The organism is Corallococcus sp. CA047B, assembly GCF_003612065.1.
GTDB classification, from domain to species: Bacteria; Myxococcota; Myxococcia; order Myxococcales; family Myxococcaceae; genus Corallococcus; species Corallococcus praedator.
Genome location: NZ_RAWD01000062.1, coordinates 1 through 23,095 on the forward strand (window position 1 = coordinate 1; position 23,095 = coordinate 23,095).

14 protein-coding genes and 1 pseudogene are annotated in these 23,095 nt (G+C 69.2%); 8 read left to right on the forward strand and 7 right to left on the reverse strand.

Annotated elements, in window-relative coordinates:
• Both D7X74_RS12820 and D7X74_RS12825 read left to right on the forward strand, forming a co-directional pair.
• A pseudogene (locus D7X74_RS12820) lies at positions 1-324 on the forward strand (hypothetical protein); the annotation flags it as partial.
• A 120-nt stretch (positions 325-444) separates the two neighbouring features.
• Positions 445-1,644: a nitronate monooxygenase family protein gene (locus D7X74_RS12825; RefSeq protein WP_120533229.1), complete on the forward strand. Its 1,200-nt coding sequence runs from the start codon at positions 445-447 to the stop codon at positions 1,642-1,644.
• Here D7X74_RS12825 and D7X74_RS12830 read toward each other — a convergent pair.
• The 5 genes from D7X74_RS12830 to D7X74_RS12850 all read right to left on the reverse strand — a co-directional run bounded on the left by D7X74_RS12830 (position 1,641) and on the right by D7X74_RS12850 (position 10,047).
• Positions 1,641-3,284: a serine/threonine-protein kinase gene (locus tag D7X74_RS12830; RefSeq protein WP_120533249.1), complete on the reverse strand. Its 1,644-nt coding sequence runs from the start codon at positions 3,282-3,284 to the stop codon at positions 1,641-1,643. The genes D7X74_RS12825 and D7X74_RS12830 overlap by 4 nt on opposite strands.
• 158 nt (positions 3,285-3,442) lie before the next feature.
• Positions 3,443-4,990 (reverse strand): serine/threonine-protein kinase, encoded by a 1,548-nt coding sequence (locus tag D7X74_RS12835; RefSeq protein ID WP_158622222.1) that lies wholly within the window; start codon positions 4,988-4,990, stop codon positions 3,443-3,445.
• Between the two features lie 217 nt (positions 4,991-5,207).
• Positions 5,208-6,395 (reverse strand): serine/threonine-protein kinase, encoded by a 1,188-nt coding sequence (locus D7X74_RS12840; RefSeq protein WP_120533231.1) that lies wholly within the window; start codon positions 6,393-6,395, stop codon positions 5,208-5,210.
• Positions 6,396-6,489: 94 nt separating this feature from the next.
• Positions 6,490-8,652: a serine/threonine-protein kinase gene (locus D7X74_RS12845; protein WP_120533232.1), complete on the reverse strand. Its 2,163-nt coding sequence runs from the start codon at positions 8,650-8,652 to the stop codon at positions 6,490-6,492.
• A gap of 198 nt (positions 8,653-8,850) precedes the next feature.
• Positions 8,851-10,047 (reverse strand): serine/threonine-protein kinase, encoded by a 1,197-nt coding sequence (locus tag D7X74_RS12850; protein ID WP_120533250.1) that lies wholly within the window; start codon positions 10,045-10,047, stop codon positions 8,851-8,853.
• Between the two features lie 385 nt (positions 10,048-10,432).
• Between D7X74_RS12850 and D7X74_RS12855 the strand changes: the two genes are divergently transcribed.
• The 4 genes from D7X74_RS12855 (at position 10,433) to D7X74_RS12870 (ending at position 16,684) form a co-directional block, all read left to right on the forward strand.
• Entirely contained in the window at positions 10,433-12,802 is a 2,370-nt protein-coding gene (locus D7X74_RS12855; protein WP_120533233.1) for a GMC oxidoreductase, read from the forward strand.
• Between the two features lie 21 nt (positions 12,803-12,823).
• Positions 12,824-14,365, forward strand: a complete 1,542-nt coding sequence (locus D7X74_RS12860) for an FAD-dependent oxidoreductase (RefSeq protein ID WP_120533234.1) — start codon at positions 12,824-12,826, stop codon at positions 14,363-14,365.
• A complete protein-coding gene (locus tag D7X74_RS12865; RefSeq protein ID WP_120533235.1) occupies positions 14,355-15,467 on the forward strand; it encodes an alpha/beta fold hydrolase in 1,113 nt (370 codons plus the stop codon). The genes D7X74_RS12860 and D7X74_RS12865 overlap by 11 nt, the downstream gene beginning before the upstream one ends.
• Before the next feature lie 311 nt (positions 15,468-15,778).
• Positions 15,779-16,684: an NADP-dependent oxidoreductase gene (locus D7X74_RS12870; protein ID WP_120533236.1), complete on the forward strand. Its 906-nt coding sequence runs from the start codon at positions 15,779-15,781 to the stop codon at positions 16,682-16,684.
• Positions 16,685-16,696: 12 nt separating this feature from the next.
• On the opposite strand, the gene D7X74_RS12875 is transcribed toward D7X74_RS12870, so the two are convergent.
• Positions 16,697-18,364 carry an RluA family pseudouridine synthase gene (locus D7X74_RS12875; protein ID WP_199741812.1) on the reverse strand — a complete coding sequence of 556 codons (1,668 nt, stop codon included), beginning with the start codon at positions 18,362-18,364 and terminating at the stop codon, positions 16,697-16,699.
• 95 nt (positions 18,365-18,459) lie between these two features.
• Here D7X74_RS12875 and D7X74_RS12880 point away from each other — a divergent pair, with 95 nt between their 5' ends.
• Positions 18,460-19,797 carry a glycoside hydrolase family 2 TIM barrel-domain containing protein gene (locus D7X74_RS12880; protein WP_120533237.1) on the forward strand — a complete coding sequence of 446 codons (1,338 nt, stop codon included), beginning with the start codon at positions 18,460-18,462 and terminating at the stop codon, positions 19,795-19,797.
• A gap of 60 nt (positions 19,798-19,857) precedes the next feature.
• On the forward strand, positions 19,858-20,976 hold the full coding sequence (locus D7X74_RS42640; RefSeq protein ID WP_147444281.1) for a hypothetical protein: 1,119 nt from the start codon (positions 19,858-19,860) through the stop codon (positions 20,974-20,976).
• Here D7X74_RS42640 and D7X74_RS12895 read toward each other — a convergent pair.
• On the reverse strand, positions 20,951-23,086 hold the full coding sequence (locus D7X74_RS12895) for an FUSC family protein (protein ID WP_120533240.1): 2,136 nt from the start codon (positions 23,084-23,086) through the stop codon (positions 20,951-20,953). The two genes, D7X74_RS42640 and D7X74_RS12895, sit on opposite strands and share 26 nt — an antisense overlap.
• Positions 23,087-23,095: the final 9 nt, after the last annotated feature.

Sequence of the window (23,095 nt, forward strand, 5' to 3'; positions counted from 1 at the left end):
GTGGTGGGCAACGTGTGGGAGTCGGCGGCGAACCCGCTCTTCGACGCGATGGTGCGCACCTACCAGGTGAGCTTCCATGGCTTGTCCCTCTTCGAGGTGCCCTCCAGCACCAACCGCATCCTGGTGGGCCTGGAGGGGCCCCTGAGACTGACGCGCGAGGCGCTGGTCGCCCAGGCCCGGCGCGTGGAGCGGGAGCGGGGCCTTCCCTTCCGGCTGGGCAACATGGTGGCGCAGCGCTACCGGCCCCTGACGCGGCGGCTCGGGCGGGGCCGGGTGCTGACGGACGCGGGGCTGGGGCACGACGACCTCTCCCTGGATGAATGAAGGACAGAGAGGAGGTCGCTCTGCTGGCCAGTGAGCACGGCCCTGGCCGGTCGCGACTGAATCAAGGGGTGGCGCTGCTAATCTTGAAAGCTCGGTACGTCAGCACCAGCGGGAGACGCGATGAACGGCGCGAACGACGGACGACCTGGCCAGCCCACTTCTTCCCGTGAAGACGATGAGCCGCTGGCGGAAGGGACCTCCGACGGTGACGGACAGCCCGGGCCGCGCCCTCCGCCCATCTACGTGCTGGAGGGCAACACGCTGAAGACGCGGCTGACGCGCGCCGTGGGGATCCACTACCCCTTCGTGGGCGCGGGAATGGCGTTCGTGTCGCTGCCGCCGTTGGTCATCGCCGTGTCGGAGGCGGGCGGGCTGGGAATGCTGGGCGGCGCGCCGGAGCCGCCGCTGGTGCTGGAGGCGCGCCTGAAGGCCATCCAGGCAGGCACGCAGCGGCCCTATGGCGTGGACTTCATCGTCGACCGGGATGAGCCGCACGGCTTCACGTCGCGAGACCACGTCGACACGTGCGTCGCGGCGAAGGTGCCGGTGGTGGTGTTCCACTGGACGTTGCCGCCGCTGGAATGGATTCGCGCGCTGCAGACGGCGGGGACGCGGGTGTGGATGCAGTCGGGGACGGTGGAGCTTGCGCGGCAGGCGTTGGCGGCGGGGATGGAAGGGCTCATTGCCCAGGGGCGGCAGGCGGGAGGGCGCAACCTGGGCAGCACACCGACGCTGGCGCTGGTGCGTGAGTTCCGGGCGTTGTCGAACGACGTGCCGGTGCTGGCGGCGGGAGGCATCGCGGACGGGTTCAGCGCGGCGCGGGCAATCCATCAGGGCGCGGACGGCGTCTGGGTGGGCACGCGGCTCATCGCGTCGGTGGAGGCGTACGCGCACCCGCTCTACAAGCAGCGGGTGGTGGAAGGGGACGCGGGGGACACGACGCTGACGACGCTGTTCGGTCCGGAGTGGCCGGGCAAGCGCATGCGGGTGATCCGCAACCGCGCGGTGCGCGAGTGGGCGGGGCGCGAGTCCCGCGTGCCGCCGCCGGGAGCGGAGCCGGAGACCATCGGGACGACGCGGCTGTTTCCCGGCGTGCTGGACGTGCAGTACGTGATGCCGAAGTTCAGCTCCTTCCTGCCCACGCCCGACACGCAGGGGGACCTGGAGGAGATGAGCCTGCCGGCGGGAGGCGCGAGCATGTCGCGCATCGACACGGTGCAGCCCGCCGGGCAGATCGTCGTGGAGATGATGGAGCGGGCCCGCCGGCTCCTGGAGTCACCCGAGGGTCTGGATGAGGAGGACGAGGACGACCGGGGTTAGGGCGGGGGGAGCTGCTGGTTGAAGCGCTTCTCCCACGCTTTGAGCTGCTTTTCGATGTGGATGCATTGCTTCTCCGTGGTCGCACGGGCGGTTGCGGCGAAAGCACTCGTCAGCTCAGCGTCGAGATCTTTGGGGGGAGCGGTTCCCCATCGCTCTTTCATCTGCCTCTTGAGGCGATTGAGAATCGGAGTCAGCTTCGCCTGCGCCGCTTCGAACTTGGCGGCTCCGGACGGCTCAGCTGTGGGGACCTTTTCCTCGGGCGCTTCGGGGCGAGCTTCCGTCGCAGCTTGCTTCGTGAGCACGGGCGCGGCAGGAGATGGCGGCTCGCCCTGAGGCTCGCTGGTTTCGCTGAAGGCCGGCGGTGTCATGGGCGGCGCGGCTTCGGCGACCGACGGTGTGATGGGGGAGGCGACCTCAACGGCGGGCGCGGCCGCAACGGCCTGCGGCGCGGTGGGGGGCTCCGCATCGACGACTGCTGGTAGCTCGACCCTGTCGGCGATCGACGCCACAGGTTGCGTGGCCACGACGGTTGGAGGTGCTTGGTGCGTCGGCCAGACGACGGCGGCTCCCAGCCCCAGGAGCACCAGTGCGCCACCCACCCACGCAGCGTGCCTTCGTGACCCGCGAGGGGCCGTGGGGCCTTCCTGGGAAGCCGCCGTGATGGTGTCGACCCCCACGGAAGCGTCCACGGGAGGGGCGTCCCGATTCGGGACCGACGGTGCATGGGGCGGCGCACGCAGGGGAATCCGCTTCAGCCGCTCCCGCACCACCTCCGCCGAACCAGGCCGTGCTCCGGGATCCTTCTCCAGCAACTGGAGCACCAGCGCGTCGAGTTCCGGAGGAAGGCCCGGAATGCGCGAGGACGGCACCGGTGGCGGCTGGTTGACGTGCGCGAACATCACCTGGAGGGATTCGCCCTGGAACGGGCGCACGCCGGTGAGCATCTGGAACAGCATCACGCCCACCGCATACAGGTCCGTCGCCGGGCCCACACTGCTGCCTCGGACCTGCTCCGGAGACATGAACTCCGGCGTGCCGATGATGGAGCCTTCTGACGTGAGCGGGCTCTCGCACGACTCCAGCAACTTCGCGATGCCGAAGTCGACCAGCTTGACGACGCTCGGCACTCCCGATGACTCGACGACGAAGACGTTCGCGGGCTTCAGGTCGCGGTGCACCACGCCCGCCGCATGCGCGGCCCCCAGCGCGGCCAACATTTGATCCATGACCCAGACCGCGCTCTCCAATGGCATCCGGTTCTGCGCGCGGACGAAGTCAGACAGCGGGCGTCCCTGGAGCAGCTCCATGATGACGTAAGGCCGCTCGTCCGGGAGGATGCCGAAGCCGAAGATGTCGATGATGCCCTGGTGCCGGACGGCATTGACGGACCGGGCCTCCACCAGCAGGCGCTGCACTTGCTGCGGGGAGACAAGCTCCAAGCGCATGACCTTGATGGCCGCCTGTTTACCGATGAGCGGATGCACGGCGCGGTACACCACGCCCATTCCGCCCGCGCCGATGCGCTCCTGAATGACGAACTCACCCACCTGAGTGCCGAGCAGCGGATCCGCAGCGGTGGACCGCAATTCAGGCCCTGTGGCTTTTGCGGTATCGATTCCAGGAGATGAGGAGCTTTTCATGGGGGCTGGCGGCGGGACCATACCCATGCGGTCGCGTCTTTTTCAAACATCCCGGGAGCTGAGTCCGCAACGGTCATGATGATTCGTTGGGCTGAGCCATGCAGGGTTGTGGCTGACTGCCAACTCGGGCGGATTTCAGCTGACGCGGACGACCGGTGTCAGGGCGAGGGGAGCTGCTGGTTGAAGCGCATCTCCCAGGAGTCGAGTGCCTCGTCGATGTACGCGCAGTCCTGCCGCGTGGTTGCCACCGCGGCAGAGCGCTTGAGCTGCACCAGCCCCTCTTTCAGGCCCGAGGGGGGCGCCTTCTTCCCACTCCGGCGGTGCAGCTCACTGGAGAGCCTCGTGACGCGCTGGAGCAGTTTCTGCCGTGCCTGCGCATCCTTCGTCCGCGGCTGGGGCGCGGGGGGCTCTGGGTGGGAATTCGCTGGAGTGACCGGCGAGCCTTTGCTGATGGGCTCGGCGGGCGTCGTCGAAGCTCCAATAGATGGTAGAGGGCTCTGCTGGGCGACGGCTGGCTGGAGTTCGTCCGGAGTCGGCGATGGCGCGCCCGTGTTGCCCAACTCCGCATGAACTGTTCCGGCTCCGGAGCCGTTGCTGGCGATGCGTTGGGGTTCCTTCCGTGCGGGAGCTACGGCATCAGCCTGACGGAGCCTGAAGACACCGGCGCCGACGCACAGCAGGATCAACACAGGTGCCATCCACCATCCAGGGCCTGGCGGGCTGCGGATGGCCTTGAGTGCCTCCAGTGTTTCCGGGGTGAAGGCCTTGTTGCTCGTGGAGGCTGTCGCCTGGGCCATGTCGTCTTTCGAGAACGACGGCGGGTGGGGCGCTGCGCTCAGCGGGACGCGCTTCAGTCGCTCCCGCACGGCTTCCGCGGAAGGGGGCCGGTCGGCTGGATCCTTCGCCAGGAGCTGGCGCACCAGCGTGTCGAACTCTGGAGGGATGCCCGGAGTCAGGGCGGACGGAACCGGCGGCTGCCGATCCAGGTGCGCGAACATCACCTGGACGGAGTCACCCTGAAAGGGCCGCACGCCGGTCAGGAGCTGGAACAGCATCACGCCCACGGCATAGAGGTCCGTCGCCGGGCTCGGCGTCCCACCGCGAATCTGTTCCGGCGCCATGAACTCCGGGGTGCCGATGACGGAACCGTCCGACGTGAGGGGGCTCTCACGCGACTCCAGCAACTTGGCGATGCCGAAGTCGACCAGCTTGAGGGTCGTCGGGGCCTCTGGTGTTTCGACCACGAAGACGTTCGCGGGCTTCAGGTCCCGGTGCACCACGCCTGCCCGGTGCGCCGCGCCCAAGGCCGCCAGCACCTGGTCCATGACCCAGACCACGGACTCCAGGTCCATGCGACTCTTCTCGCCCAGGAAGTCGGAGAGGGGACGTCCCTGGAGCAACTCCATGATGACGTAGGGACGCTCATCCGGAAGGCTTCCAAAGCCGAAGATGTCGATGATGCCCGGGTGTCGGATGGCATTGACCGCTCGGGCCTCCACGAGCAGCCGCTGGACCTGCTGTGGGGACACGAGTTCCTGGCGCAAGACCTTGATGGCCGCCTGTTTGCCAATGAGCGAATGCACGGCGCGGTACACCACACCCATGCCGCCCTCTCCGATGCGCTCCTCGATGAGGAACTCACCCATCCGCGTCCCCAACAAGGGATCCACGGGAGCGCTGGACCGGGCGTCCGTCTTCGTTCTCATCCCTTTATCGAGTCGCGTGGGGAGGGGCTTGTTCATGGGGGCGGATGCGCGAACCATAAGCACGCGTTCGAGGTGCGTTCAAACAGTCCGACTGCCGTTGCCTACGGAGCATGATGATCCGGAGCGATGACCCATGAAGGGTCGCGACTGACTTCCCTTCCGTGCGGGCTTTGGTGGGGCGCCAGCAATGGACGCTGATCAGGGCGGGACTTCGCCTCTATACGCTTCTTGTCGATGTCCGAACGGTCCTGTGCCCCTCGCTCGCTTCGGCTTCAGTGCCAATCGCTGTGTCGATTTCCGGTGGGGATTGCTGGGGACGGGCGGTGATGGCTCCTGCGCACAGGAGCAGAAGGATCGGCGCCAGCCACCATCCGGGGCTCGGCGGACTGGGGATGGCGTTGAGCGCTTCCTTCGTCGTGAGGGTGGCGCTGTCTTCATCCGAGGCGGCTGTGGCTTGGAGTGCAGCGCGGCTGCTTGTGGGCGGAAGGGGGCGCGCGCGCATCGGAATGCGCTGCAGACGCTCCCGGACGGCTTCCGCAGAAGGGGGCCGGGCCAAGGGGTTCTTTTTCAGGAGGTGCAGGACCAGTGCATCGAGCGCAGGAGGAATGCCCGGGGCTCGCGACGAGGGCGCGGGCGCTGGCTGGTCCCGTTGCGCGAACATCACCTGGAGGGATTCGCCCTCGAAGGGGCGCGTGCCGGTGAGGAGTTGGAACAGCATCACGCCCATCGCGTAGAGGTCGGTCGCCGGGCTCACGGCTTCGCCTCGGATCTGCTCTGGCGCCATGAACTCCGGGGTTCCAATGACATGGCCGTCCGCTGTAAGTGGGGGCGCACCTTCCTCAAGCAGTTTGGCGATTCCGAAGTCGACCAACTTGACCGAGGCCGGGACCTTCGGAGCTTCCACCACGAAGACATTCGCTGGCTTCAGGTCGCGATGCACCACGCCCGCCTCATGCGCGGCGCCCAGCGCGATCAGTATCTGGTCCATGACCCAGACCACGCTCTCCAGGTCCATTCGCTGATTCGCGTTGGCGAAGTCAGAAAGCGAGCGTCCCTGGAGCAGCTCCATGACGATGTAGTGTCGTCCGTCCGGAAGGCTGCCAAAGCCGAAGATGTCGATGATGCCGGGATGCTGGATGACATTGACCGCACGGGCTTCCACGAGCAGGCGTTGCACCTGCTGCGGCGACACGAGTTCCAGCCGCAGGACCTTGATGGCGACCTGCTTGCCGATGAGCGGGTGCACCGCCCGGTACACCACGCCGATGCCTCCCTCACCGATGCGCTCCTGGATGATGAACTCACTCAGTTGCGCGCCCAGCAACGGATCCTCGGCTGCGCTGGACCTGACGACCGGTCGCGCAGCCTTCCCTTTATCCGCGCGGGTGGGGGGCGAGTTTCTCATGAGGCGAATTGCGCTCCGGCCATGACCCTGCGTTCCCGATGCTTTCAAATATTACCCTGTCCAGGAAATCAGGAGTCACGACGCTCCAATGGGGTCATTTGCGAAGGACCGCCTTTAGTTTCTCCTCCCATCTATCCATCTTGATTGTTAGGGACTGTCGCTCGCTCCCAGTCAGCTCCTGGGCCGCGAGGACGTAGAACCCGTGTAGCTCCGACCCGAGTTCGATCAAGAGGTCATTTGGCTCCGCATGGCGCTTGAACTCGTCGGTGAGCCTATACAGCCGCGCAGCAAGTTTTTGCTCAGCGGCATTGCTCCTTCTGGGGGATGGAGCGCTGTTCAGGTCGGGAGGCGCGGCCTTCTTGACGACGGGAGTGGGGATGGGGGGAGGCGGTGCTTCGGGAAGTGAGGCGATGGCACTGGCTGGGGACTTCAGGGCTTGCTCGAACCGTTTTTCCCACTCATCGAGCGCCCCCTTGATGCGTGCACGTTCACCGCCCGTGAGGTTGCCAGCGGCGTTCCGGTACTGCGTGAGCAATTCTTCAAGCAGCTTTTCCTGGGGCTTGCCACCCGGACTCCGGGCGTAGAGTTGTTCGAACAACCTGTCCAAGCGTTTCGCCAGTCTTTGCTCGTCACCGCTGTTCTGGGGAAGTGTTGGACGCGCGGGGCGAGTCACGATGGGAGCGGGCTCGCTGATGACGGGCCCGACGGTCGTCGGTGGGGTGACAGGCCGCGTGGCTGTCGCCGGCGGATTGTCAGGAATGCCGGCTACCTTGTTTGGCGAGACGTCTGGCTGCGAAACGATGGTCGGAGGCTCGGAGAGCGGAGGCTTCGGATCCTTGCCGATAGGCGGAGTAGGTCTGTCCCTGTTGGACTTTTTTTCTGGGACGTTCCACTGCCGTGCTCCTCCCGCGTGCGCGACAGGTGGCTTGGCGGGCTCTGTTCCTTCCGGTTCTTGCGTGGGAGGGACCGTGCCGGGGATGGAACTGACGCCATCGGGTTGGGCGGAAGTGACAGACGGTGGCTGCGGAACATTTTTGTCACTCGATGCGGCTGAGTTGCCCGCGTGTTCCTGGACACCCGGCCTGGGTAAAGGCTCTGCGGATGCGGGCACCTCGGACGAAGCCGGACGGCTGAACCAGATCGCTCCTCCCAGTCCCGCGAGCAGGAGCGCTCCTCCCCACCTCCAGCGATGTCCTTTCGCGATTCGCGGAGTGGCGAAAGGCATCGTGTCTTGCCGCGAAGGGGGGCCAGAGGTGACGACCGTCGAGGCTGACGCGCGAGGTGCGCTTCGGGCAGCCATTCTCGGGGCGCCTGAGCTTGTTCCAGACGGGATGCGCTGGAGCTGTAGGCGAACGGTTTCCGCTAGGGCCGGACGCATTGCTGGGTCCTTCGCCAACAGGTGGCGCACCAGCGTGTCGAATTCCGGTGGGATGCCTTCCGCGCGGGAGGACGGCATCGGCGGAATGCGATCGACGTGGGCGAACATCACCTGCAAGGGGTCGCCCTGGAACGGGCGCGTGCCGGTCAGCATCTGGAACGCCATGATGCCCACTGCGTAGAGGTCCGTCGCCGGGCCCACCTCTCCTCCCCGGATCTGCTCGGGAGCCATGAATTCGGGCGTGCCCAGGATGGTGCCATCAAGGGTCGTCGGAGTGTCTCGGGACTCCAGCAGTTTGGCGATGCCGAAATCGACCAGCTTGATCGTGGGCGCCGAATTGGGCCCCTCCACCACGAACACATTCGCTGGCTTGAGGTCTCGGTGCACGACGCCCGCTTCATGCGCCGCCCCAAGCGCAGCCAGGATCTGATCCAACACCCAGACGGTGGTGGCCACGTCCAAAGGTTGGCGGGTGGGCGCGAACTCGGCGAGCGAACGTCCCTTCAGCAACTCCATCACGATGTACGGACGCCCATCCGGGAGGGTGCCGAAACCGAAGATGTCGATGATGCCGGGGTGCTGGATGGCGTTGACCGCGCGGGCTTCCACCAGCAGTCGTTCATGGACCCGCGGTGACACGAGCTCCGCCCGCAGCACCTTGATGGCGGCCTGCTTGCCGATCAAGGAATGGGTGGCCCGATAGACGACGCCCATGCCTCCAGCGCCGATGCGCTCATTGATGATGAACTCCCCTACCTGCGACGAGAGCAGGGGATCCTCGACGGGGGCGGCGGAGGATGACGATGACCTCACGGAGGACGGAGGTCGCATCGGGACGGAACCCGCATCATCGGGAACGGACTTCCGGTTGGTTTTCATGAGGGGGCCCGCAGACCATAGCCGCGCGTTCCCATCGCTTCCAATTCTCAAGGTTGACCCGGATTGGGTCGCAACTGACTTCCCAGGTCCAGCTTGCTTTAACGCGCAACGACCGACCAGGTCGGTCTGTTCAAGGTGCGGACCTGGCTCCAATTGCTTGCGCGGGCGCCAGCGAGGCCCGGGTCGGCGACGGGGCTCCTACTCCTGGAGCCTGTCTTCCTCCTGTGCGGTCGTCTCACGCTCAGGCGGAGCGACCAGTGTCGGCGGAGGCACGGGGGCTGGTTCCACCACGACCGGTCGCTTCACAGCCGGAGTCGTGGGCGCCTGAGCCGGGCCGGCCTTGTGTTGAACCCGTCCCCCCACGATTCCAACACCGAAGGCCATGAGCACCGCCGCGCCCACGACGACCTTGTTGCGACGCGACGTCGGTGCCGCCGACGGGACGACTGTCGGCACCACGACCGGTTCCGCTTGGACGGGTGGAGTGACAGGTGTCCGCAGCGCGGCCTCGATGGCGCTCAATTGCTGGCGCGCGGCCTCCGCGCTGGCCGGGCGTCGCGCGGGCTTCTTCTCCAGCAACTGGAGCACCAGCGCGTCGAGCGCCGGAGGAATGCCCTCGGCTCGGGTGGACGGCGCGGGTGGCACCGATTCCACCTGCGCGAACATCACCTGCATGTGCTCGCCCTGGAAGGGGCGCGCGCCCGTCAGCATCTGGAACGCGAGGATGCCCACCGAGTACAGGTCCGCCGCGGGCCCCACCGTGCCGCCGCGGATCTGCTCCGGCGACATGCACTCCGGTGTCCCCGTCATGGCGCCGTTCGCTCCCGGCGACTCTTCCCGAGGCACCTGCGCGATGCCGAAGTCCACCAGCTTCAGCGTGGGCTTCGTGTCCAGGAACTCCCTCAGGAACACGTTCTCGGGGTTCACGTCGCGATGCACCACGCCCGCCCGGTGCACCGCCCCCAGCGCCGACAGCAGCTGATCCAACACCCAGACTGTCAGCTCGACGTCCAGCTTCCCCTTCTCGAGCAAGACCTCCGACAGGGTCCGGCCCTGCAACAGCTCCATCACGATGTACGGCCGCCCATCCGGCAGCGTGCCGCAGTTGAAGATGTCCAGGATGCCCGGGTGCCGGATGGCGTTCACCGCCTTCGCCTCCAGCAGCAGCTGCGCTTCCTCGCGCCGCGCCATCCGCTCCGGCCGCAGCACCTTGATGGCCGCGTGCTTGCCAATCAGCGGATGCACCGCGCGGTAGACGACGCCCATGCCGCCCGCGCCGATGCGCTCCTCGATGATGAACTCCCCCAGCCGCATCGTCAGCAGCGGATCCACGGCGGGTGTGGGGGAGCCCTCCGGTGAGGGAAGTACCGGGTCGGGAACGCCTGGAGTGCTCATGGATTCGCCGGCCATCGGGGGAGGGTACCGCGCGCACCGGGGTCCTTCGAAACATCCCGCTACGTGCTGCCCCCGCTCGGCTGCCTGCCCTGCTTCACGGGGATTCCATTTTCAATGTCATGGCCCCGCCCCTGCGTCCACCCGGCCCTCCCTCAAGCCTTCACGGAAAGTCCCGCTATCCGGTGGTGATGACGCGGCCTGATGAGACGGATCCGCACGCTGTTCCAGGAATACCCGGATCCACCGCGAGAATGAGCGACCTGCCGGGAAGGGGGGCCTCAAGGAAACGGGGTGGACCCGTTGTAGAATCAGGTCGTCCGTTTCAGGACGCTCCCGGGTCGTGCTCCTGATCCCTGCTCCTGGGGATCGCACCCGGAGGGGGAACATGGCACCGGCATACGACGCCCTGGTCATTGGCACCGGGTTTGGCGGAGCGGTCGCGGCCTGCCGGCTCGCGCAGGCGGGCCTGTCCGTGCGCGTGCTCGAGCGCGGCCTGCGCTACCCGAAGGGCAGCTTCCCGCGCGACTTCGAGGACCCCACCAACGGCTGGCTGTGGCAGCACCGGCAGGGCCTCTTCGACATCAAGCTGCTCAAGGGAATGAGCATCGTGCAGTCGGCGGGGTACGGCGGCGGCTCGCTCATCTACGCCAACGTGCACCTGCGGCCTCCGGCGGAGGTCTTCTCGTCCGGGTGGCCAGAGGGCTACAGCCGCGAGGCGTTGGATCCCTACTACGACCTGGTCGCGCACATGCTGGACGTGCAGCCGATCACGACCTCCGCGCGCGGGCTGCCGACCAAGACGAAGCGGATGCAGGAGGTGGCGAAGAAGCTGGGCCGCGAAGCCCAGTTCTTCCACCCGAACCTCGCCGTGCGCTTCGCCCCCGCGGGCGAGCCGATGCGCAACAAGTTCGGCGTGATGCAGGAAGGCTGCAACTACTGCGGCGAGTGCGACATCGGCTGCAACGTCCGCGCGAAGAACACGCTGGACCTGAACTACCTGGCCGTCGCCGAGCAGCAGGGCGCGGAGGTGTCCACGCAGGCGGAGGTGACGCGCATCGAGCCCCTGTCACCGGGCTACCGCGTCACGTACACCGACCACGCGGCCGCCGGCATGCAACGCACCGTGGACGCCCGCCGCGTGTTCCTGTGCGCGGGCGCGGTGAACACCACGGAGCTGCTGCTGCGCAACCGCGATGTGCTGGGCACGCTGCCGGAGGTGAGCGCCCGGCTGGGCACGCGCTATTCGGCCAACGGGGACTTCCTCGCCTTCGCCTTCGACACGAAGGAGGCATGGGACCCGGCGGTGGGCCCCACCATCACCACCGGCATGGTGGTGGAGGAGGGCACGGGCAAGGACAAGACCTGGTTCCTCTTCCAGGAGGGCGGCCACCCGGTGCAGGCGGCGGGGCTGATGCTCGCCATGGATCCGGACCGCGCGCTCAGCCTGCCGGCGGACCTGTTGCAGCGGGAGCTGGTGAAGGTGCTGCGCGCGCGTTCGAAGGAGATGGCCTCCATCGAGAACGAGCGCGGCCGCTTCCAGGCGGTGTTCCTGGCCATGGGCCGGGACAAGGCCAACGGCCGGCTGTCGCTGTCGCCCGTCACGCGCGAATTGCAGGTGCAGTGGGACGTGCCCGCGAACCTGCCGCTGTACCGCACGCAGGAGCAGCTCTGCGAGGACGTGGCCCGGGCCCTGGGCACGCGCGCCGCGTACAACCCGCTGTGGGAGCGGCTGCACCTGCCGGTGTCCGTGCACAACCTGGGCGGCTGCGCGATGGCGGAGGAGCCCGCGTACGGCGTCCTGGATCCGGAAGGCCAGGTGCACGGCTACCCCGGCCTGTATGTCTTCGACGGCGCGGCGCTGCCGGTGGGCATTGGCGTGAACCCTTCCTCCAGCATCGCCGCCGTGGCCGAGCGCAACGTGGAGCGCGCCATCCGCAAGGTGAAGAACGCGCCGGGCTGGGTGGCGCCGGAGCGGGGGCCCGCGCAGCCCGTGCGTGCCGACCCCTCCGCCTCCGCGCGGGTGGGCATGCGGATGATGCCGGTGGTGGAGACGGCGCACACGCCCGTGGTGCCGGGGACGGATCCGCTGGGCACGGTGGTGATTCCGCCCGGGGGCACGGTGGCCTCGCCCACGCCGGTGGTGGGCCTGCGCTTCACGGAGCGGATGAAGGGCCACCTGCATCCGGGCCACGTGCCGGCGGACGACTACGCCGGGGCGGCGCGGGCGGGGCAACGCTCCGGGGACGTGGCGGAGTTCGTCGTCACCATCACGCTGCCCAACCTGGACCGCTTCCTCGCGCAGGAGTCCCACGGCGGCATCGCGCAGGGCACGCTCCACGTGAAGGGGCTCACGCCTCCGGGGGGCGCGGCGGTGGAGAACGGCGTGTTCAACCTCTTCGTGGACACGGAGCGCTTCTACGAGCGGCGCATGCTGTACCTGCTGCCCTTCACCGGCGTGGACGGCCAGCCGTACCTCCTGGATGGTTACAAGGAGGTCTGCGACAACGCGGGCTTCGACGTGTGGAGCGACACGTCCACGCTCTACACGGTGGTGCGCCGGGGACACGAGCGCTCCGGCCCGGTGGTGTCCAGCGGCATCATCCGCCTGCACCTGCCGGACTTCATCCAGCAGGTGACGACGTTCTCGGTGCTGGGCACGTCGTCGCCGCTGAAGCAGGCGGATGCGATCCGGCGTTTTGGCGGCATGTTCATGGGGACGCTCTGGGACGTCTTCGCTCGCGCGAAGTTCGACTAGGGAGGACGGCACATCGTGGGGATGGCGACGCGATACGACGTGGTGGTGGTGGGCTCCGGCTTCGGGGGTTCCATCACCGCGCTCAGGCTCGCGCAGGCGGGCAGGTCCGTGGCGGTGCTGGAGCGGGGGCGGCGCTATGCCCCCGGCCAGTTCCCCCGGGATGTCACGCGCGCGGACGAAGTCCTCTGGCGCCAGCCGTCCCGGCCCCAGGCGAAGGGCCTCTTCGATGTGCGCTTCCTGTCCGGCATCGGCACGGTGACGGCGGCCGGCGTGGGCGGCGGCTCGCTCATCTACGCCAACGTGCACGTGCGGCCGGACCCCATCGTCTTCGACCACCCGCGCTGGCCCCGGGGCTTCAGCCGCGAGGCGCTGGAGCCGTACTACGACAAGGTGGCGCGCGAACTGGACGTGAAGCCGTTCCCCGCGTCCATCCCCCTGCGCAAGCGCGACCTGTTCCAGCAGGCCGCCCGGCGCATGGGCCGGCAGACGTTTGATCCGACGGAGGCCGTGTCCTGGACGGAGCCCTCCGCGCCGGGCCGCAAGGCGTGCCAGCTGTGCGCGGAGTGCGAGTTCGGCTGCCAGCACGGCGCGAAGAACACGTTGGATCTCACCTACCTGGCGCGCGCGGAGAAGCTGGGCGCCACGGTGTGGCCCGGCCTGTCCGTGTCCCACGTGCAGCGCGTGGCCGGCGGCTACCGGGTGCACTACCGGGACCTGTCCACCGGGGAGAAGATGTCCGTGGAGGGAACCCGCGTGGTGCTGTCCGCGGGCGCGTTGGGCACGGTGGAGATCCTGCTGCGCAGCCGCGACCGGGCCCGCACGCTGCCGCTGGTGAGCGACCGGCTGGGCTACGGCTACTCCGGCAACGGCGACTTCCTGGGCTCGTTGCAGGGCAGCCGCGAGGAGATCCTCCCGTGGGTGGGCCCGGACGTGGCCACGGTGATGAAGTTCTTCGACGCGGCGCCTCGCTTCACCATGGTGACGGCCACCTTCAACCGGCCGGCGACGGCAGTGCTCGCGGGCATGGGCCAGCCGGTGCTGGGGCCGCTGGGCGGGCTCGCCGCGCCCATGTGGCCGAAGCTGGGCCCGCTGCTGCACAAGGCGTTCGCGAAGGGGCTCTTCAACAAGCCCTTGATGAACACGGTGGACCCCGCGCGCACGAGCAACCTGTTCGCCATTGGTCAGGACAACGCCAACGGGCGCATGGGGCTCAAGGGCGACCACCTGGACATCGAGTGGGACTACGCGGGCGAGAACGCGGAGCTGGTGTCCCGGATGATGGGCGCGATGCGGGAGCTGGCCTCACAGTACGGCGGGACGTTCGCGCCGCTCGTGACGTGGGAGTTGTTCCGCCGGCCCTTCACGGTGCACTCACTGGGCGGGGCGCACCTGGCGGAGTCGCCGGACCGTGGCGTCGTTTCGAAGGAGGGGGAAGTGTTCAACTACCCGGGCCTGTTCGTGGCGGATGGCTCCGTCATCCCCACGTCGATTGGTTTCCATCCGGTGATGACCATCAGCGCGGTGTCCGAGCGCATCGCGGAGGCGGTGGCCCATGGCTTTTGAACGTCGAGGCAGCGCGGCGGTGTTGCGGGTGGTGTCCGAGTACGGGACGCGGGACGGACTTCCGGTGGCGGAGAAGTACGACTTTCTCGCCGGGGACGGCGTCCCGCTGCGGCTCACGCGCTACGCGGGCGGCACGAAGGGGCCGGTGCTGCTGGTGCACGGCGCGGGCGTGTGGAGCGGCATGTTCATGCTGCCCACGCTGAAGGAGAACTTCGTCCAGTACCTGGTGCGCCACGGCTACGACACGTGGCTTCTGGACTGGCGCGCCAGCGTGCAGTTGCCCCTGCGCCAGTTCTCGCTGGACGACGCGGCGGACCACGACATGCCGGCGGCGGTGCGGCGCATGCGCGAAATCACCGGCGCGGAGTCGGTGCAGGCGGTGGTGCACTGCGCGGGGTCGGCGGCGTTCTTCATGTCGCTCGCGGCCGGACACCTGCCGGATGTGCGCAGCGTGGTGGCGTCGCAGGTGGCGCTGCACCACGACGTGCCGAAGTCCACGCGCTTCAAGGCGCTGCTGCGGGTGCCGGAGCTGCTGGACCTGGGGCTGGACTCGCTCACGTCGGATGACGCTTCGAGCACGCCGCTGTTCCAGGCGGCCTTCAGCAAGGTGGCGGGCCTGCTGCGCATGGAGTGCGACAGCCCCGTGTGCCACCGGCTGTCGTTCATGTACGGGCGGCTGTACCGGCACTCCCGGCTCAACCGGGAGACGCACTCGCGGCTGGAGGAGCAGTTCGGCCGTTGCAACCTGATGACGTTCCGCCACCTGGGGCAGATGGCGCGGACCGGACACGCGGTGCGCTACGACCATGGCCGCGCGGGCAACCTTCAGCGCTACGGTCAGAGCCGGCCGCCGGACTACCTGGACGCGGCGCCCTTCAAGCGGCCCATCACGTTCATCTCCGGCGAGAAGAACCAGACGTACCTGCCCACGTCCACGGAGCGCACCTTCGCGTGGTTGAGCGAGGCGAACGGGGCGCGCTACTACCAGCGCCACGTGCTGCCGGGTTGCGGCCACATCGACACCTTCATGGGCAGCACCGCGTCCGAGGACACCTATCCGGTCCTGCGCGAGGCGCTGGAGTTCCAGCCTCGCGGCGCCTGACGTCCGGGACGCGAGCGTGACGGCGGAGTGAGGAAGAAGCGCTTCGCGTTCCAGGCGCTGGGGCGCGTTCGCCACGCGGGCTGGGGCTTTCGCAGGCACAGCGGCCAGGCCTGCGAGCGGCGGGTCTTGAGCAAGGCCGGCATCAGGTGCCCGCCGCGCACGGAGCGCCGTCTGCTCCTGGCGCTTGCGACGCGCTGTCGGGAGGCAGGGGAGCGGGACGAGCGCCCGCCGACGATGGCACCCCCTTCACCGGTGCTTACCGTTGGCCCGTCGCTGGAGTTCCTTCCCGCGCCCGACTTGTGGAGGCCTGCATGAAAGCCGTCGTTCTGAAGGACTATGGGGATGTGGACAAGCTCGCGGTGCAGGACATGCCCGAGCCGAAGGTGGGCCCGGGCGAGGTGAAGGTCCGCGTCACCGCCGCGAGCATCAACCCGGTGGACTGGAAGATCCGACGGGGCGACATGAAGGCGATGATGCCGCTGAAGCTCCCCGCCATCCTGGGCCGCGACGTGTCCGGCGAGGTCATCGAGGTGGGCACCGGCGTGGAGTCCTTCGAGCCCGGCGACCGGGTGATGGGGCTGGTGAGCGCCGGCTACGCGGAGACGGTCGTCGCGCCCACGGAAGCCTGGGCGAAGGTGCCCGAGTCCATGGACCTGCGGGATGCCGCCGCGCTGCCGCTGGTGACGCTGACGGGCGTGCAATTGATTGAAGAGCAGGTGCAGCCCAGCAAGGGTGAGACGCTGCTCATCACCGGCGCGCTGGGCGCGGTGGGCCGCGCGGCCATCTTCGCAGCGCGGGCGAGGGGCGTGAAGATCTGGGCCGGCGTGAGGCTCAAGCAGTTGGTGGAGGCCAAGACGCTGGGCGTGGATGGGGTCGTCGCGCTCGATGATCCGAGGGACGTCGCGAAGCTGCCCACGCTGGACGCGGTGGCGGACACGGTGGGCGGTGAGGCCATCACCGCGGTGCTGGGCAAGGTGAAGCACGGCGGCGTTGTGGGCAGCGTGGTGGGCGAGCCGAAGGGGGCGAAGGAGAAGGGCCTCACGGTGCGCACCTTCCTGTCGCATCCGGACGGGCGCCGACTGGCGCAGCTGGGGGTGAGCGTGGCGAAGGGGGAGCTGATCATCCCCATCAGCCGGACGTTCCCGATGAGCAATGCGAAGGAGGCCCAGAAGCTCGCGGAGGAGGGCGGCGTGGGCAAGGTGCTGCTCGTCAACTGACGGCCCGCGTTTCTAGAACGGAGCCGCGCGGGTGAAGGACACGCGCTCGCCCGTCGCCGGGTGCACGAAGGAGAGGACTTCCGCGTGCAGGAACAGGCGGCGGTCGGCGTGCCCGTACAGCGGATCCCCCACGATGGGCGCACCCAGTCCCAGGGGGTGCGCCGCGTGGACGCGGAGCTGGTGCGTGCGTCCGGTGCGCGGGTGGAAGGCCACCCGCGTGCGACCGGCTTCGCGGTGGAGCACCCGCCAGTCCGTGACGGCGGGCTTGCCGTGCACGGGGTCGACAATCTGTCGGGGACGGTCGTCCAGGTCGACGCGCAGGGGCAGGGTGATGGTGCCCGACGCTCCTTGCACCGGCCCGCCGATGAGCGCCACGTACTGCTTGTCCACGTCGCGGTGGAGGAACTGGCGTTGCAGCGCCGAATGCGTGCGCGCATCCAGCGCCGCGACGAGCAGCCCGGACGTGTCCAGGTCCAACCGGTGCACGAGCAGCGGGCCCGTGGCGTGGGGGTGGCGTGCGCGCAGGCGCGTGAGCACCGAGTCCGTCAGCGCCGCGTCCCGGCCCGGCACCGACAACAGTCCACAGGGCTTGTCGATGATGACCAGCCACGCGTCCTCGAAGATGATGGACAGCTCCGGCGTGGGCGCGGGCGGCGGGACGAAGAGCCGGGGCGCGGAGACCTCCAGTCCCTCCAGCATGAAGGGCAGCAGGGGCCCGCACTTGTCCCGGCACGCGGGATAGGAGGCGCCCTGGATGCGGCCTCCGGACGCGGGCGGCGTGCCCCACCAGAACTCCGCGAGCGCCACCGGCTGGAGCCTGTGCGCGAACGCATGGGCGAGCAGCTTCGCTCCCGCGCAGTCTCCGGCTCCGGAGGGCGGCTCCGCTCCGGCGTAGAGCGTGCGCAGGGGCCGCGTCTCTCCTCGCGCGTTGGTGATGGCGTAGGTGTCGTGAAGCTGTTTCATGAAGCCGCGGGAGACGATGCGCCGCAGCCGATCCAGCGCCCGAAGCCGTCGCTCGGCCTTCGCGCGGCGGGGGGCCAGGTCGCGCCGCGTCTGTTCCTGGGCCGCGTCCCACCGTCGCTTCTCCGCCTTGTCGCCCCGGCTCTCCTGGTCGAGCGCATGCAATGCCTCCGCGCGGGTGGCTTCGGTGAGGTCCGTCGCGGCGAGGACCTCCGCTCGGCGGGCGTGGCGCTGGCGGCGGCGGTCCTCGTGGCGCTGGCGCAGGGCCTCGCGCTCCGTGGCCTCTCGCGCCTGGCGGGCATCGTCGTCCGCTCGCAGGCGGAGCAGCTCCTCGGACGTGCTCCACGCTTCGGCGCGGGCGAGCAGGGCCTTCACGGTGGTCTCGGCCACGGGCTCCACCCGTGCGCGGGCTTCACGGTCGAACAACGGCGGCACGAAGCCCGGGACGTCCCAGCGTCCCGCGAGCATCGCGGAGAAGGCGCGCAGCACGCCCAGGCTCCCATCCCGCTGGCGCACCACCAGCACGCCGAACATCTTCCCTCCGTCCGGTCCTTCCAGGAGGCGGCTGCTCAGTCCCGGGGCGATGACGCCTTCGCGCAGCGTGGCCTGAAGCGACTCCGCGGCGCGGCGCGCGAGGGCGTGCGGCCCCAGGGCGTCGAAGGGGCTCGGGAAGGCCGTGGGTACGTCTTCCGTCCGGGGGGCCGGTTCGAGGAGGGTCACGAGCGGATCCACGACCCCTGGGGCTAGCACGAAACCGTACGAAGTGGCGGGGGCCGGACGGTGCGCGCACGGCCGCCGGCTAGACTGCCGGACCCATGGCCACCGCCCGTCCCGTCGCCGTCGGCGTCCTGCTCCTGACCGCGCTCCTCTTCCCGTCCTGGGACGTGGAGGCCCGCACCGCCATCGTGAAGGCGGGGGAGGGCTGGAGGATGGAGGTGGACGGCCAGCCCTACGTGGCGAAGGGCGTCACCTTCAGCGGTTCCGGAGGCCCCGCGAACTTCGACCAGGACTGCGAGCGGCTGCGCGCCCTGGGGGTGAACACGCTGCGCACCTGGGGCACCGGCGAGGAGACGGCCGCGCTGCTCGACGCCGCGCACAAGCACGGCCTGCGGGTGCTGGTGGGGCTGTGGCTGCGGCCGGGCCGCCCCGGCATGGAGAACGACGACGCCTTCGACTACGTGCGCGATGCGAAGGGCCGTGAGGCGCAGTTGCAGGCCACGCTGAAGCAGGTGCGCCGCTTCAAGGACCACCCGGCCGTGCTCGCGTGGGGGCTGGGCAATGAGGTCATCCTCAATTCACCGGACGACGCGTCCAAGGTCGCGTACGCGCGCTTCCTGGAGAAGGTCGTCCGGGCGGTGAAGAAGGCGGACACCGGGCACCCGGTGTTGTCGGTGGATGCGTGGACGCTCGGGGTGCCGTTCTGGGAGAAGTACGTGCCGTCGCTGGATGCGTATGGGCTGAATGTCTATGGCCGGGGCATCCATGCGCTGCCAGAAGCCGTGAAGCAGGCCGGTGGACGCAAGCCGTGGTTCATCACCGAGTTCGGCGCCCAGGGAGAATGGGAAGCGCCGAAGGACGCGCAGGGATTGAGGGTGGAGCCAGGGGACGGGGAGAAGTACGACGTCATCGTGGACGGCTGGCGCAACGCCCTGGGGCCTCACGTCCAGGCGGGCCGGTGTCTGGGATTGTTTGTCTTCAACTACAGCGCGTCGTTCGACCACACCGGCATGTGGCTGGGGCTGTTGTCGGGGACTTCCACCCGGCCGGCGTGGCACGCGGTGCGGGAGGCGTACACGGGCAAGAAGCCGGAGCCCGCGCTGCCCGTGCCGGTGCGGCTGGCGGTCAGGGGCATGGAGAAGGACGGCGCGGCCACCTGGGCGCTCGTGGACTTCGAGGTCACCGCTCCGCGAGGGACGCCGCTGGACGTGTCGTTCGCGTACAACTTCCGGAACGCGGCCACGCGCGTGGAGCGGGATGGGGTGACGGCGCTGGAGTCCCGGAAGGGGAGTGCGCCGGGCACGTGGCGCGTGCGCCTGCCGGCCGTGACGGGGGCGTTCAAGTTGTACGGGCTGGCGAAGGATGGGGCCGGGAACCTGGTGGCCGCGACGACCTCGGTCGCACCCGTGGCGGTGGTGGCGCCAGCCTCTCCGTAGGCTTTGGACGAGCAAGGAGACAAGCTCGTTCCTGTACGCCGTGCTCTAGGATGCGGGGCCATGCGCCTGGGTTTGTGCCTCCTCTCCCTGCTTCTTGTTTCGACGGGCTGTCGTCATGGCGCCATCCCGTCACTGCCCGCGAGTCATGGCCATCTGGTGTTGGCCATGGATGAGGTGTTGAGGGATGCCTCTCCACGGAAGGGTTCGTGGGACGTCTCCGCGCTCCTCGCGGATGCGTCGGCGGACATGCCTTCGGTCGAACTGGAGCCAGAGCAGGCCCCTTTGGTCTTCGCCGAAGCCGTCCAGCTCCTGAAGGGCACTCCCTCCCAGGAGGAGGTCCAGCGCGCCCTGCGCGACCTCTCCGCCGCCTGCGAAGCAGGTCTTCAGGAGGCCTGCGCGTTCCTGCACGAGTCAGTCCGTCGCCCAGAACTCATTTCAGGAGGGCGGTTCGTTTCGCCACACCCGCGAGAGCTGGTCGAGCGCGGGATGTTCGCGCTCCTCATCTTCCGGTGTCGGTTTGATACGGATGGACGGGTCCGCGACTGCAAGGTCGTCGAGGGGGGGCCGGTGGAAGGCACCCAGCGTGCCCTCGATGAGCTGTACACCTCCCTCTACCGTCCGCCGACCCTGGCGGGCCATCCGTTGAGCATCCCGTACACGTTCCACCTCCGCTTCACTCCGCCGAATGGGCAGCTGACGCGGGAGGATGAGCTGGCGTGGGCGCGACAGCGGGTGTCCCAGAACCCGAAGAGCGCCCCCGCCTGGACGACCCTCGCCCAGTGGCTGGCGGTGCTGTCTCCCGAGGATCGGCTGTATCCCCAGGCGGTGGCACGCGCGCACTCCCTCTCGCCCGGCTCCTGGTGGGCCGCCACGGAGGTGGCCTGGCAGCAGGTGCAGGCCGGTCAGTACGCGGCGGCCCTGATCACGGTGCGCCCCTCCATGCGCCGCGAACAGGCCAATCCCTACGTGCTGGAGACCGCCGCCGCCGCGTACTTCGGCCTGGGACAGTGCCCGGAAGCCTTGAAGCAGCAGGAGCGCGCGGTGGGGTCGCTGCCGAAGGAGTGGCCCCAGCCGGAACAGGAGCGCTTCCGGGGCAAGCTGACGGAGTACCAGACCGCGTGTGCCGCGCGACCGCCCGCGTCCGCTCCGGCCGTCAGCGCAGCGTCGGATCCTCGCTGAGCCGCGCCACCGCGCCGTGCAGGATGCCGAGCTGCCGGGGCACGCGCTCCAGCAGGGCACCCAGCACCGGATCATCACTGGTGCGCGGCAGGGACAGCGGCGGCAGGGGCGGCGGCTCCCGTCGCTCCTGCAATGCGCGGGCGAGCAATTCCAGACTGTCACTGGCCCTTTGCGCGAGCTGTTGGGGCAACACCGACGTGCGTCCCTCGAACCTCCCCGTTCCCAGCGCCGTCACCGCCAGCGCGAAGCGCCTCGCGTAGGTGAGCAGCGCCATGCCGGGCTCCAGGTGCTGCGGCGGGCCCCGGTATTCCGTCATCAGCCGCTGGAAGGAGGACTCCGCCTCCAGCAGCGATTGATCCAACCGGCGCCGCTCCTCGTTCACCGCCGGCTCCGTGCCGCTGCGGTGCATGACCAGCTGTTGCAGGTACTTGCCGTCCGCGCGCAGGGCGGAGGCCGCCGCGTCCGGGAAGCGGCGCCGCTCCGGACTGGGCCACAGCGTCCAGGACCCCAAGAGCGCGAGCGCCCCCGCGATGAGCACCCCCAGCGAGCGCTGTGAGGCGACCGTCCAGTCTCCGGAGCTGAGCGTCGCCATCAGCAGGTAGTCCGGCGTGAGCAGGATTTGAAACGCCCCGAAGTTCAGCGGCAGCAGCGCCACGGAGACGGCCGTCAGGACGCTGATGACCCCAATCATGAGCGCGGGCGTGTGCACCGTGGTCGCGATGAGCGCCGCCAGGCTCGCGCCCACCAGCGTCCCCATCGTGCGCTGGAGCACGCGCTCCTCCGTGCTGCCCGCGTAGGGCTGGAGGATGGAGATGACCGTGAGGCTCACCCAGTGCGCGTCGCCCACCTGCAGCGCCCGGGTCAGGCCCAGCGCCGCCGTCGCCACCATCCCCGTGCGCAGCGCGTGCCGCAGCACCAGGGAGTCCAGGTGGAGGTTGTCGCGCACCGGCTGCCATGGAGAGAAGCCCGGTGCTTTCGGCTGTCCCCCGAGGGTGCCCTTGCCTCGTGGGGACACCGGGTCTCCGAACAGCAACCCCGACGCGGTTTCATGCACCACGCCCGCGTACTCGCGCAGCCTGTCCAACAGCGTGGCGACGTGCGCGGACAGCGGGCCCTCCGAGCCACGTCGCACGGGCGGCGCGGACATCCTCGCCGGCTGCCTTCGTTTTGGGCGCAGCGCCAGCCGGGGGGGCGTGCCCATGCCCTCGTTGCGCTCCTGCTGCAGGGCTCGCGCCACCCACCAGGCCATCGCGGCGTACGCCTCGGACAACCGCGCCGCGCGCTCCCGCATGCTGTAGAGGTGCGGGTCCCGACCCACCACCTGCATCGCCTCCGCGATGGCGCTGAGCAGCGCCACCATCGGCTCCGCCAGCTCCACCAACACCAGCAGGTGCTCGCCGCGACGGGACTCGTCCGGGCGCCCGCGCCGCGTGGCCGCGAGCACGCCCCGGGCCCGTTCGATTTTCGGGCGGATCCCCGCGTGACGGCTCAGTCCCTCCGCCCATTCGTCCGCCGTGGCGCCCTTCATCGCCGCCGCGCCCAGTTGCTCCGCCGCGGTCGCGAGCGCCGCGTAGACGTGGGCCACCGCGCGGCGCGCGGGCCGGTAGGGGCGCAGGGGCCACAGGAGGAGCGACAGTGTCATGGCCCACAGGCCGCCCAGCAGCAGGGCTCCACCGCGTGCCACCGTCTCCCCGAGGGTGGTGGCGGGCGCGCCCAGCGACACCACGAAGATGACGGCGAGCTGGCCTCCCACCGACCCCGCTGTCTCGCCGTAGCAACGCGCGAAGCTGGCCGCCGTGACGCCGAACAACAGCAGGCTGGCGTCCATCCAGTACGTGTGGCCCGCGGGCGCGGCGAGCATGCCGACCAGCGCCCCCAACGCCGTCACCAGGCCCATGATGCGCGCGCGAGAGTTGTACGAGCCGCCCTTGTCCGCGAGCGTGACGAGCAGGCCCGTGAGGCCAGCCCACCCGGCCTGGGGGACACCGAGCAGGAAGGCGAGACACAGCGGCACCGCCGTGGCGATGGCGGCCCGCAGCCCCGCCCACAGGGCCGGTCTTCCCGGCTCCACTCGGAAGAGCGACCGGAGGTGTCGCAGCAGTCGGTGCATGGGGTGTCA